6 protein-coding genes are annotated in these 13,482 nt (G+C 75.3%); 5 read left to right on the top strand and 1 reads right to left on the bottom strand.

Annotated features, from left to right (window positions below; genetic code table 11):
• The first annotated feature begins 65 nt into the window (after positions 1-65).
• The gene (locus ACIQUT_RS10080) at positions 66-5,912 is read left to right on the top strand and encodes a TIR domain-containing protein (RefSeq protein WP_403561363.1); all 5,847 of its coding nucleotides are present in this window, start codon (positions 66-68) and stop codon (positions 5,910-5,912) included.
• An 86-nt stretch (positions 5,913-5,998) separates the two neighbouring features.
• On the opposite strand, the gene ACIQUT_RS10085 is transcribed toward ACIQUT_RS10080, so the two are convergent.
• Complete coding sequence (locus ACIQUT_RS10085; RefSeq protein WP_403561365.1) at positions 5,999-8,080, bottom strand: serine hydrolase; 2,082 nt, start codon at positions 8,078-8,080, stop codon at positions 5,999-6,001.
• A gap of 144 nt (positions 8,081-8,224) precedes the next feature.
• Between ACIQUT_RS10085 and ACIQUT_RS10090 the strand changes: the two genes are divergently transcribed.
• From ACIQUT_RS10090 to ACIQUT_RS10105, 4 genes are all read left to right on the top strand, one after another.
• Entirely contained in the window at positions 8,225-9,334 is a 1,110-nt protein-coding gene (locus tag ACIQUT_RS10090) for an NAD(P)H-dependent flavin oxidoreductase (protein ID WP_403561367.1), read from the top strand.
• Between the two features lie 68 nt (positions 9,335-9,402).
• Positions 9,403-10,965 carry an acyl-CoA synthetase gene (locus tag ACIQUT_RS10095; protein ID WP_403561672.1) on the top strand — a complete coding sequence of 521 codons (1,563 nt, stop codon included), beginning with the start codon at positions 9,403-9,405 and terminating at the stop codon, positions 10,963-10,965.
• 189 nt (positions 10,966-11,154) lie between these two features.
• On the top strand, positions 11,155-12,099 hold the full coding sequence (locus ACIQUT_RS10100; protein WP_403561369.1) for a hypothetical protein: 945 nt from the start codon (positions 11,155-11,157) through the stop codon (positions 12,097-12,099).
• A 242-nt stretch (positions 12,100-12,341) separates the two neighbouring features.
• Positions 12,342-13,442 (top strand): calcium:proton antiporter, encoded by a 1,101-nt coding sequence (locus ACIQUT_RS10105; protein ID WP_403561371.1) that lies wholly within the window; start codon positions 12,342-12,344, stop codon positions 13,440-13,442.
• The last annotated feature ends 40 nt before the right edge of the window (positions 13,443-13,482 follow it).

Here is a 13,482-nt window from a genome sequence, read left to right on the forward strand (position 1 = left end):
GCGGGCGCTCGGGCCTCCTTGCCGGAACAAGGTCGATCGCGGCCGCCCGGCCCTACCATGGATCCATGATGACGGACGGGCAATTCGGCGCTCCCGCAAGAGAGTTCGACTTCTTCATCAGCTACTCGCCGGCAGACGAACCATGGGCCGCCTGGATCGCCTGGACCCTGGAGGAGGCCGGCTACCGGACGGTCGTCCAGGCCTGGGACTTCGTGCCGGGAACCAACTTCATCGACTTCATGGACCGCGGGGTCAGCGAGTCCGTGGCGGTCGTCGCCGTCCTGTCCCGCCACTACGAGCGCTCCACCTACGGCCGCATGGAATGGCAGGCCGCCCTCCGGGCCTCGCCCGAGTCGCCCGAGCGGCGCCTGCTCACCGTGCGCGTGGACGAGATGCCCATAGAAGGGCTCCTCGCCACCATCACCTACGTCGACCTCGTCGGCGTCGCCGACCCCGACGCCGCCCGCTCCCTGCTGCTCACCAGGGTCGAGCAGGCCGTCGACGGGCACGCCCGCCCCGGCCGCCGGCCCGGCTACCCGGGCGGCCCGTCCGCCCCCGCCCGCCGCCCGGAGCAGCCCAACCCGGCCCGGCCGCAGCCGAGCGCGCTCGCCGGCCCCGGCTGGCCCGGGCGCCGCCGCCCGGCCAGGGCACCCCTCTACCCGCAGGCCTCCCCGGCCGGCGGCAGCGCCCGGGACGCCGTCACCGTCCTGCACCTGGCCGGGCCCGACTTCGGGCGCGGCCGCGAGCCCGACTCGCTCAGCCGGCAGATCCGCGGCGACCTCATCATGCTCAGGGACGCCGGAGCACCCGCCCCCGACCTGATGGTCGTCACCGGGGACCTCACCGCGTCCGGCAGCCCCCGCGAATGCGACCAGGCCCTCAGCTTCCTCACCGCCCTGCGCTCCCAGCTCGACCTGTCCCCCCAGCGGGTGATGGTGGTGCCCGGCGCGCAGGACGTGAACCAGGCCGCCTCCCAGGCCTACTTCCACACCTGCGAGGCCGACGAGGTCGCCCCGCAGCCGCCGTACTGGCCGAAATGGCGCCACTACACCCGGCTCTTCCGCGGCCTCTACCAGGGCCTCGACACCGTCTTCGACAGCGACCAGCCCTGGACCCTCTTCCCCGTCCCCGAACTGAGCACCGTCGTCGCCGGCTTCAACTCCACCATCGCCTACAGCCACCGCCCCGAGGAGCAGTACGGGTTCATCGGCCGCGACCAGGCCGCCTGGTTCGCCGAGGCCATGCGCACGTACGAGGAAGAGGGCTGGCTCCGCATCGGCGCCCTCCGCCACCCCCTCACCGACGGCCGCCGCCCCGGGGACGCCGTCGGCGGCCCCGGCGGGCTCAAGGACGCCGACACCCTCGCCCGGCTCGCCGCGCCCCGACTGCACCTGCTGCTGCACGGCCCGACCGGCGGCCCCCGCACCACCACCGCCGAGCCCGGCCGCGCCCAGCTCGCCGGCCCCGCCGGCGGGCTGCCGCTGTACGGCTCCGCCGCCCCCGCCCGGTTCCAGCTGCTCCAGGTCACCGCCGACGGCGCCACCCGCTGGGACGACCGGATCACCGGCGCCGGCGAGCACTTCCCCGCCGAATGGCGGCAGACCCGCCGCGTCTTCCCCGTCCCCGAACTCCCCGCCGTCATCCACGTCGAGCGCAACCGGGGCCGGGCCCCCCTCGACGACCCGGCCGCCTCCCTCGCCGAGCGCGTCAAGGAGGTCTGCCGGGTCCGCAGGGAAGGCGTGCGCCTGCGCGACGTACCGCGCCGCGAACCCGGCGACATGGTGCAGATCATGGCCACCTGGCAGGAATCCGACGACGGAGTCGTCCGGCAGCAGCGCATAGCCGTCCACCCGGGCACCCCCGCCGACGACGAAGTCGACCGGTTCATCTCCCAGGTCCACGCCACCGACCCCGGCTCCGAGGCCGTCCTCGTCTACGGGGGCGAGGCGCCGAGCGGCGCCCTGCGCCAGCGCGCGGCCAGCCACGGCGTACGGGTCCGGGTGCGCAGCTTCATCGAGTTCCAGGGCCTGCTCGACCTGCGCGGCTACGTCGCCGCCCAGACCGCCCGGCTCGTCGCCAGCGAGCAGTACCCGCCCTCCCTCTACCTCCCCCAGCGCTACCGCGACGCCGACCGGCCCGACGGCCAGGAACGCGACGGCCTCGTCGAGGAGCTGCTGGAACTCCTCGAATCCGACCACGGCCGGTTCGTCCTGCTCCTCGGCGACTTCGGACACGGCAAGACCTTCGCCCTGCGGGAACTGGCCCGCCGCATCGCCGAACAGCTCCCGCACCTGACCCCGCTGCTCATCCCGCTCAACACCCTCGACCGGGCCCACAGCCTCGAAGGCCTGGTCGCCGCCCACCTCGCCGGCCACGACGTCGACACCATCGACCTGCGGGCACTGCGCTACATGCTCGCCCAAGGCCGTGTCGTCCTCCTCTTCGACGGCTTCGACGAACTCGTCCACCGCGTCAGCTACGACCGCGCCGCCGACCACCTCCAGGTCCTCCTCGACGCCGCCGTCGACAGCGCCAAGATCGTCGTCAGCAGCCGCACCCAGCACTTCAAATCGCACGCCCAGGTCCTCACCGCCCTCGGCGAACGCGTCGGACTGCTGCCCCAGCGCCGCATCCTGTCCGTCGAGGGCTTCACCCCGGCACAGATCCGCTCCTACCTCGGCCGCAGCTACGGCGACGAGCACGCCGCCGACCACCGCTACCGGCTCCTGCGGAACATCCCCGACCTGCTGATGCTCTGCCGCAACCCCCGGCTGCTCTCCTTCGTCGCCGGCCTCAGCCAGGACCAGCTCAGGGCCGTCGCCGGAGCCGGCCGCGCGCTCAGCCCGGCCCGCCTGTACGAGGACGTGTTCACCGCCTGGCTGGAGTACGAGGAGGCGCGCGGCCAGGGCGGGCCGGGCGCCCCGCCCGGACTCACCCTCGCCGAGCTGTGGGCCGCGGTCACCGCACTGGCCTGGCGCCTGTGGGAGACCGGCCGCACCGCCCTCCGGCTGGACGAGCTCACCGAAACCGTGGCCGCCACCCTCAGCGAACTCACCGAATCCCCGCTCACCCCCGCCGAGCGCGCCCAGGCCGTCGGCGCGGGCAGCCTGCTCGTCCGCAGCGACGACGGCGTCTTCCAGTTCATCCACGGATCCGTCATCGAATGGCTGGTGGCCCGCGAGGCCGCACGCCAGCTCGCCCGCGGGCAGCACGCCCTGCTCTCCGCCCGCCCCCTCAGCCAGCTCGCCGTCGAGTTCTTCTGCGACCTCGCCGACCACGAGCAGTGCGCCCGCTGGGTCCGCGAGGTCCTCGACTCACCCGGACGCGGAGTCAGCGACGCCGCCCGCGCCAACGCCGTCCGGATCAGCGACCGCCTCCGGGTGCCCGCCAACGCCGACCTGCGCGGCGCCCGGCTGGCCGGCGAGGACCTCTCGCACCGCGACTTCTCCGGCGTCGACCTCACCGACGCCGACCTGACCGACGCCCGGCTGATCGGCGCCAACCTGTCCGGCGCACTGCTGCAGGGCACCCTGCTCGCCGGAGCCCGCCTCGACCGCGCCGACCTGAGCCGGGCCGACCTGACCGGCGCCAACCTCAGCCGGGCCCGGCTCACCCGCGCCGACCTGCGGGGCGCCCGGCTGGCCGGCAGCCGCTGGCACCGGGCCGCGCTCATCGACGTCACCATGGACGACGACGTACGGGCCGTCCCCGAACTCGGAACCGCCGCGATCGCCCCCGGCATGCCCGTCGACGCGGGCCTGCGCCCCTCGGCGGTCGGCGTCCCGTACGGCTTCGGCGTCCGCACCAGCCGCCTCCCCGAACCCATCGCGTACAGCCCCGACGGGGAACTCCTCGCCGTCGGCAGCGAGGACGGCTCCATCCTGGTCTGCGGCGGCGACGACGGCCGCGCGGTGCGCACCCTCCAGGGCCACGAAGGCCGCGTGTACGCCGTGAAGTTCCGCGCGAACGTCATCGCCACCGGCGGATCCGACGGCGTCGTCCGGCTCTGGGACCCGGTGACCGGAGCCTGCCGCCACCGCCTGGACATCCACCCCGACGGGGTGTGGCCGCTCTCCCTCGACCCCGACGGCACCCTCCTCGCCACCGGCGACAGCGAAGGCCTCGTCACCGTCTGGGACGTGGCCACCGGCGCGCCCGTGCACCGGCTGCCCGGCCACACCGCCCCCGTCTACACCGCCGTCTACGGCCCCGGCGGCATCCTGCTCACCGGCGACGCCAACGCCCGGGTACGCCTCTGGGACCTCGCCACCGGCCGCTGCGTCCGGGAGATCGACGGCCACCAGGGGGCCGTCTACCGCGCCCGGTTCAGCCCCGACGGCACCCTCTTCGCCACCGCCGACCGGGGCGCGGCCGGGCAGGGCGGCACGGTCCGGGTCTGGCGCACGGCCGACGCGCGGCTGCTGCACGAGTTCACCGGACACACCGGCCGCGTGTACGTCCTCGACTTCCACCCCGACGGAAACCTCCTCGCCAGCGGCGACACCGACGGCCAGGTGCGGCTGTGGGACCCCGTCGTCGGCACCCCCGCCGGAACCCTCGAACGCAGCACCGGCGCCCTCTACCAGGTGCTGTTCGGCGACGACGGCAGGCTCCTCGCCGCCTGCGACAGCAACGGCACGGTCCGCCTGTGGACGGTCACCGCCCGCCCGCACGGGTACACGGTCGCCCTTCACCCCCAGCAGCCCACCGAGCACCGCGGCACCGCCTGGGCCTGCGCCTTCCGGCCCGGCGACAGCCAGCTGCTCACCGTCGGCAACGACGGCGGCGCGCAGATCTGGGACGCCGCCACCGGCCAGGGCAAGCGCATCCTGCGCGGCCACGGCCGCCGGATCAGCGGGGTCGCCTTCAGCGCGGACGGCGCGCAGCTGGCGACCGCCGGCAACGACGGCGTCGTACGGCTGTGGGAGACCCGCACCGGACGGCGCACCCAGGAGCTCCTCGGGCGCGGCGACCGGCTGGTCTCGGCGGCGTTCAGCCCCGTCGAACCCCTCCTGGCCACGGCCAGCAACGACGGCGACGTCTATCTGTGGGACCCGGCGGGCGGCACCTACATGCGCGAGCTCGACGCCGAGACCGAGCACGTCTGGGCGGAGGCCTTCAACGCCGACGGCACCCTCCTCGCCACCGCCAACGACGACGACTCCGTCCGGGTCTGGTTCCGCCCCACCGGCTCCCCCGTCTCCACCCTGGACGCGCACCGGGGCCGGGTCCGCTCGATCGCCTTCCGCTCGGACGGCGACACCCTGGCCACCGGCTGCGACGACAGCTTCGTCCGCGTGTGGGACGCCAGGAGCGGCCGGCTCACGGCGGAACTCGGGGGGAGCGGCGGCGCCGGGCACGCGGACCGCGTGTACGGCGTCGCGTACGGGCAGGGGGACGGCGGCTGGCTGGCGAGCGCGAGCTGGGACGGCACCGTCATCGTCTGGCGGGACGGGCAGCCGGCCCTGCGCCTGCGCGGGCGCGGGGGCCGGCTGTGGGCCGTGGCCGCCCACCCGGCCCGGCCGCTGCTGGCCGCCTCGGGCGACGACCGCAGCGTCTGCCTGTGGGACGCCGGGACCGGCGAGCACGTCGCCGACCTCGTCGGCCACACCGGCCGGGTGCTCTCGCTCGCCTTCTCCCCGGACGGCACCACCCTCGCCAGCGGCGCCGAGGACGGCACGGTGCGGCTGTGGAACCTCCCGGCGGCGGGCGGGGGAGCGCCGTCGCTGCGCGCGACCCTGATGGGGCTGGCGGGCGGCTGGGCGACGCTGACCCCGTCGGGCGGGTACAAGTACGAGGGCGATGTGGCCGGCGAGTTCTGGCACGTGGTCGGCATGTCCCGGTTCACCCCGGGAGAACTCGACGAGTACCTGCCGAGCATCCGGCGGCTTCCGCTGGGCGAGGAGCTGTGAGCGGGTGTCCGGGGCGGGGGCCGGGTCTGCCCGCAGCGTGATCCGGTGCGGCGGCGCCCCCGGGGGCCGGGGGCGCCGCACCCGCGCTAGTCGGCCGAGCGGGTCCAGCCGACCGCGCGGACGGTGGAGGCGTCGGCCGGGCGGTCCTCCGAGAACAGCAGCCGGGCCCGTTCCGCCACCCGCACGACGTCCACGTACACCCCCCGCCCCACGTAGCGGCCGGTCGCGGCGTGCCGGAAGCGCAGGTGCACCGGGCGGCCCGCCCAGGCGGTGAGCGGGGCCTCCAGGCGGTGCCAGATGCGGCCCGACCAGCCGTCGGCCCGGCCCTGCGGCCACTGCTCGGGGGAGCCGCCCGTGCTGCGGACCGTGCTGAACGGCAGCGGCTCCCAGACCGTGCCGTCCGCCGAGGCCTCCAGGTGGAAGGCGCCCTCGCCGGGCACGGTGTCCCACCACACGGCGCAGCGCAGCCGGGCCTCGGCGGTGGCCGGGGTGAGCGGGGGCAGCGTCAGGGTGCCGGAGGCGCCGGGCTCCATGCCGGAGAACCAGGCCGCGCCGCCGTGCCGGGTCCGGACCGGGACGGCGCGGGCGAAGCGGTTGCCGACCGCGACCCGCGGGGCACTGCCGGCCCGCCAGGTGCGGACGGGGTGCACGGAGTTGCCGAGCAGGACGAGGAAGGAGTCGGTGGAGGGGTCCAGGACGAGGGAGGTGCCGGTGAAGCCGGTGTGGCCGGCGGAGTGCGGGGTGGCCATCGCGCCCATGTACCAGTGCTGGTAGAGCTCGAAGCCGAGGCCGTGGTCGTCGCCGGGGAACGCGGTGTTGAAGTCGGTGAAGAGCAGTTCGACGGAGGCGGGGCGCAGGATGCGCTTGCCGGCGTAGATCCCGCCGTCGAGGAGGGTGCGGGCGAGGACGGCGAGGTCCCAGGCCGTGCCGAAGATGCCGGCGTGGCCGGCGACGCCGCCGAGGGCGTGCGCGTTCTCGTCGTGGACCCGGCCCCAGACCAGTCCGCGGTCGAGGCCGGACCAGGGCGGGCGCTGGACCTCGGTGGCGGCCGTGACGCGCCGCCAGGAGAGCGGCGGGTTGTAACGCGTGCGGTGCATCCCGAGCGGAGCGGTGATCTCGTCCTGGAGCAGGAGATCCAGAGTGTGACCGGTGATCCGTTCCAGGAGCAGCTGGAGCGTGATGAGGTTGAGGTCCGAGTAGCGGTACACCGTCCCGGGCGGCTCCTGCGGGCGCACGGACCACAGCAGCCGCAACTGCCCCGCGCGGGTGGGCTCCTTGTAGAACGGCGCCCACGAACGCAGCCCCGAGGTGTGCGTGAGCAGCTGCCGGACCGTGATCAGCTCCTTGCCGCCGCCGGTGAACTCCGGCAGGTACCGGTCCACCGGAGCCTCCAGCTCCAGCCGGCCGCGCTCCATCTGCTGCACTGCGAGCAGCGAGGTGAACAGCTTGGTCAGCGACGCCAGGTCGAAGACGGTGTCCTCCGCCATCGCGATGCGCTGCGCCGCCGGGAACTCCCGGGCGAGGTCGGTCCGGCCGTCGTAGTCCTCGTACCGCACGGCGCAGCCCATCGCCCGGTGCAGGGCGATGGTCCGGCCGCGGCCGGCGAGGACCACCGCCCCGGCGTAGTAGGGGTGCAGGGGGGAGGGGCCGAGGAACCGCCGGGCCTCCTCCGCCACCTGCTCCAGGTGCCGCTCCAGCAGCCCGGCCTGGCGCGCTGACCCGTACCGCAGGCGCAGCCCCTGGAGCGCCCGCCGCTCGGCCGGGTTGCCCGCGGCCCCCGCGGCCCCGGGCAGCGCCCCGTGCAGCAGCAGCACCCCGCCCAGCGCCAGCAACCGCCCCCCGAGCCTCCGCCGGCTCAACCCGACACGGGCGCCGGCGCCGACCCCGGCACCCGCACCGTCACGATGCTGCCCGCTGCCCTCGTCGTCGTGCTGCCCGCCGCCGGCCGTGTCGGCTTCCGGGGCGGCGCTCCCGGGCCGGGCTCCCGGGCCGGGCGCTCCGGTGTGCGGGCCCCGGGCGGCCGGGGCCGGAGTTCCGGCTTGCGGGGGGTGGTCGGCGGGGCCGCCGGGCCCCGCGGGGTGGCTTCGGGCCGCAGCCCGGGCGTGGTCGGGGGGTGCTTCCGCGGCCCGGTCGCGGTGCGCCGTGCCGTCCCCCGTGCGTGCCTCCATGGTGGGCCTCCTGTCCGCCCGATCGGCTCTCGAAGTATCTGCCCGCCTGCGGTGCACGCCCCGCACCGACCACCCGTCAAAGAATCTGACGCTCCATCAGAAAACCCCTTCCCTCGGCCGCCGGGCTGCGGCATGCTGCCGCCCATGCAGACGGAGCTGAGCACGAGACTGGGAGTCGAGCACGCCCTCTTCGGCTTCACACCCTTCCCCGCGGTCGCCGCAGCCATCACCCGCGCCGGCGGCTTCGGCGTGCTCGGCGCGGTCCGCTACACCGCCCCCGACGACCTGCGGCGCGACCTCGACTGGATGCAGGCGCACACCGACGGCAAGCCCTACGGCCTCGACGTCGTCATGCCCGCCAAGAAGGCCGTCGACGGCATCGGCGAGGCCGAGATCGAGGCGATGATCCCGGCCGGGCACCGCGACTTCGTCCGCGACACCCTCGCCAAGCACCACGTCCCCGAGCTCCCCGAGGGCGAGGCCTCCGGCTGGCGGATCACCGGCTGGATGGAGCAGGTCGCCCGCGCCCAGCTCGACGTGGCCTTCGACTACCCCGTCAAACTCCTCGCGAACGCCCTGGGTTCCCCACCCCCCGACGTCATCGCCCGCGCCCACGACCGCGGCGTCCTCGTCGCCGCCCTCGCCGGCAGCGCCAAGCACGCCCGACGGCACGCCGACGCCGGCATCGACATCGTCGTCGCCCAAGGGTACGAGGCCGGCGGCCACACCGGCGAGATCGCCACCATGGTGCTCGTCCCCGAGATCGCCGAGGCCGTCGCCCCGCTCCCCGTCCTCGCCGCCGGAGGCATCGGCAGCGGCGAGCAGATCGCCGCCGGACTCGCCCTCGGCGCGCAGGGCGTCTGGCTCGGCTCCCTCTGGCTGACCACCACCGAGGCCGACCTGCACTCCCGCGCGCTCACCGGGAAGCTCCTCGCCGCCGGCTCCGGCGACACCGTCCGTTCCCGCGCCCTCACCGGCAAACCCGCCCGCCAGCTGCGCACCGAGTGGACCGACGCCTGGGACGACCCGGACGGCCCCGGCGCCCTGCCCATGCCCCTCCAGGGCCTGCTGGTCGCCGAGGCGCTCTCCCGGATCCAGAAGTACGAGGTCCAGCCGCTGCTCGGCACCCCCGTCGGCCAGATCGTCGGCCGCATGAACACCGAGCGCAGCGTCCAGGCCGTCTTCGACGACCTCACCCGCGGCTTCGAGAAGGCCGTCGACCGCATCAACCGCATCGCCGGCCGAGCCGTGTGAGAGGGGTGACCCACGTGAGCAGCGTGACGGGCACGAACGGGAACGGGAACGCGAACGGGAGCGGGAGTGTGAACGGCGCCGGGCGGCAGCCCGCGGGCGGGTTCTGGGCCCAGGCCGCCGCCGACCCGCAGCGGGTCGTCCTGGTCACCCCGCAGGGCGAGGAGTGGACGGCAGGCCGGCTGCACGCCGACGCCAACCGGCTCGTCCACGGCCTGCGCGCCGCCGGACTGGAGCGGGGCGACGCGTTCGCCGTGGTCCTGCCCAACGGCGTCGAGTTCCTCACCGCCTACCTCGCCGCCACCCAGGCCGGCTTCTACCTCGTCCCCGTCAACCACCACCTCGTCGGCCCCGAGATCGCCTGGATCGTCGCCGACTCCGGCGCCAAGGTCCTCATCGCCCACGAGCGCTTCGCCGACGCCGCCACCGCGGCGGCCGACGAGGCCGCCCTCCCCGGGACCCACCGCTACGCCGTCGGCACCGTACCCGGCTTCCGCCCGTACGGCGGACTCCTCGACGGCCGGCCCGGCACACCCCCCGAGGGGCGCACCCTCGGCTGGGTCATGAACTACACCTCCGGCACCACCGGCCGCCCCCGCGGCATCCGCCGCCCGCTGCCCGGCAAGACCCCCGAGGAGACACACCTCGGCGGCTTCCTCGGCATCTTCGGCATCCGCCCGTTCGACGGCAACGTGCACCTGGTCTGCTCGCCGCTCTACCACACGGCGGTCCTGCAGTTCGCCGGTGCCTCGCTGCACATCGGCCACCCGCTGGTGCTGATGGACAAGTGGACGCCGCAGGAGATGCTGCGGCTGATCCAAGCCCACCACTGCACCCACACCCACATGGTCCCCACCCAGTTCCACCGCCTGCTCGCACTTCCGGAGGCGACCCGGTCGGCGTACGACGTCGGCTCCCTGCGGCACGCCATCCACGGCGCCGCCCCCTGCCCCGAACACGTCAAACGGGCGATGATCGCCTGGTGGGGGCAGTGCGTGGAGGAGTACTACGCGGCCAGCGAGGGCGGCGGCGCCTTCGCCACCGCCGAGGACTGGCTGAAGAAGCCGGGGACGGTCGGCCGGGCCTGGCCGATCAGCGAGCTCGCCGTCTTCGACGACGACGGCAACCGGCTGCCGGCCGGGGAGGTCGGCACCGTCTACATGAAGATGAAGACCGGCGGCTTCAGCTACCACAAGGACGAGGGCAAGACGCGGAAGAACCGCATCGGCGACTTCTTCACGGTCGGCGACCTCGGGCTGCTGGACGAGGAGGGCTACCTCTTCCTCCGCGACCGCAAGATCGACATGATCATCTCGGGCGGGGTCAACATCTACCCCGCCGAGATCGAGGCCGCGCTCCTCACCCATCCGGCGGTCGCCGACGCCGCCGTCTTCGGCATCCCGCACGCCGACTGGGGCGAGGAGGTCAAGGCGGTCGTCGAGCCGGCCGACGGACACGAGCCGGGGGAGGAGCTCGCCGCCGGGATCCTGGCGCACTGCGCGGGCCTGCTGGCCGGCTACAAGCGGCCCAGGACGATCGACTTCATCGCGGAGATGCCCCGCGACCCCAACGGCAAGCTGTACAAGCGGCGGCTGCGCGACCCGTACTGGGAGGGCCGCGACCGGGCGGTCTGACCGCTCGGTCCGACCGAGTGGTCTGACCGGCGCAACATCGAGGGCCGACAGGAGTATCGGGCGGCGGGGCCTGCGGCGGGCTGCGCGCGGGCGACGGTGAGATGGCGCGGCGGACCTGCGCGTCCGCATCTCGTGCCACTCTCACCGCACTCCTCGGGCCGCCCTGCGGGCCAGGGAGGTTAGGAAGTCATGAACGCGAGTACCACCTCCCGCCGCTCCCGGCAACGGGCCCTGGGCGTCGCGGCCCTCACGGCGGCGGCCGTCACAGGCCAACTGCTGGTCATGTCCCCGCTGGCCCAGGCGGCCGGAGACCCCGCGGCCCGCGCGGCCGCCTCCGCCAGGAACCTGCTGGAGCCGCCGCCGGGCCACGACGATCCCTCCCGGTCCGAAGACCTCCGCCTGGAGGACGGCCCGCCGTCGGGGGCCGACGAGCCGAAGCAGAAGCCGAAGCAGGACCAGAAGAAGAAGCAGAAGCTCCCGCACCACGGAGTGCAGGAGTACACCAACGACGGGACCTTCGTGCCCCCGCCGGGCGTGACCTCGGTGTTCATCCAGGCCTGGGGCGCCGGCGGCGGCGGTGGCGGCGGCGGTGGCGGCGGCAGCGGCCGCAACATCGGTTCCGGCGGCACCGGTGGCGGCGGCGGTGGCGGCGGCCTCGCGTGGTGCGCCGTCCCGGTGAAGCCGGGGCAGTCGTACGTGGTCGTCGTCGGCGACGGCGGCACGGGCGGTACCGGCGGTGCCGGCGGCACGGGCGGAGGCCCGGGCGCCGCCGGCAACCCGGGCACCGCGGGCAGTGCCACCACCCTGGCCTCGCCCAAGGGCGACGTCCTGGTCACCGCCGGCGGCGGTGGCGGCGGTGGCGGCGGCGGTGGCGGGACCACCGTCGACGGAGCGGACGGCACGCCCGGCACCGGCGGCACCGCCACCTGCCGCACCGGCGGCGTGACCCGAACCGGGGACCCGGGCGGGCCCGGCAACAGCGGCGGTGAAGCCGTGGACGGCATCGTCGGCCTGCCCGGCGACGCCAGCACCGGCGGGATCGGTGCCGGTGGCGGTGGCGCCGGCACCACGTCGGGCGGCAGGGGCGGTACGTCGATCGGCAGCGGCGACGGGTACGCCGTCATCTTCTGGTAGTCCTTCCACGGTTGCGGCGGGGGGGGGGGGGGCCCCCCCCCCCGGGGGGGGCCCCGCCCCCCCCCCCCGGCGCGGGGGGGGGGGGGGGGGGGGGGGCCGGGGGGCGGGCCGGGGGGGGGGGGGGGGCGGGGGGGCCCGCGGGGGGGGGGGGGGCCCCCCCGCCCCCCCCGCCGCCCCCCCCCCCCCCCCCGGCCCGCACCGCCGGTCGCGCGGCGGATCACGGGTCGTGGCAGCGTGGGGGCATGAGACGCGCCGTACTCAGGCTCCCCGCCGCCGCGTGGACCGTCCTGGTCCCGCTCGTCTCGCTCCTCGCGCTCGTGCTCGGCTGGGGGCGGGACCTGCCGGGATTCGCGGTGGCGATCGTCGCGCTGTGCCTTGCCGGCGCGGTGCTGGCGGCCGTGCACCACGCCGAGGTCGTCGCCCACCGGGTGGGCGAGCCGTTCGGCTCCCTCGTCCTCGCGGTGGCCGTCACCGTCATCGAAGTGGCCCTCATCGTCACCCTGATGGTCGACGGCGGCCCCAAAACCGCCTCCCTCGCCCGCGACACCGTCTTCGCCGCCGTCATGATCACCTGCAACGGCATCGTCGGCCTGTCCCTGCTCGTCGGCGCGCTGCGCAACCGCGTCGCCGTCTTCAACGCCGAGGGCTCCGGCGCCGCCCTGGCCAGCGTGGCGACCCTCGCCACCCTCAGCCTGGTCCTGCCGACGTTCACCACCAGCAAACCCGGCCCGGAGTTCTCCACGGCCCAGCTCACCTTCGCCGCCTGCGCCTCGCTCGCCCTCTACGGGCTGTTCGTCTCCGTGCAGACCATCCGCCACCGGGACTACTTCCTGCCCGTCGTCACCGGCACGGACCGGGGCGACGACCGCCACGCCGCGCCCCCGACCGCCCGCGCCGCCCTGATCAGCCTCGGACTGCTGCTCGTCTCCCTCGTCGCCGTCGTCGGCAACGCCAAGTCCGTGTCGCCGACCATCGAGTCGGCCGTGGCGGAGGCCGGTCTGCCGCAGGCCGTCGTCGGCGTCGTCATCGCCCTGCTCGTCCTGCTGCCCGAGACGCTCGCCGCCGTCCGCGCCGCGAGCCGCGACCGCGTCCAGACCAGCCTCAACCTCGCGTACGGCTCCGCCCTCGCCAGCATCGGCCTGACCATCCCGGCCATCGCCCTCGCCTCCCTGTGGCTGTCGGGCCCGCTGCTGCTGGGCCTCGGACCGGTCCACATGGTGCTGCTCGCCCTGACCGTCGCGGTCGGCACGCTCACCGTCGTACTGGGCCGCGCCACCCTGCTCCAGGGCGGCGTCCACCTGGTCGTCCTGGCGGCCTACCTCTTCCTCGCCGTGAGCCCGTGAGGCCCGCAAGCCCGTGAGCCCGTGAGCCCGTGAGGCTGCC

Source organism: Streptomyces sp. NPDC090445, from assembly GCF_044769385.1.
GTDB lineage: Bacteria > Actinomycetota > Actinomycetes > Streptomycetales > Streptomycetaceae > Streptomyces.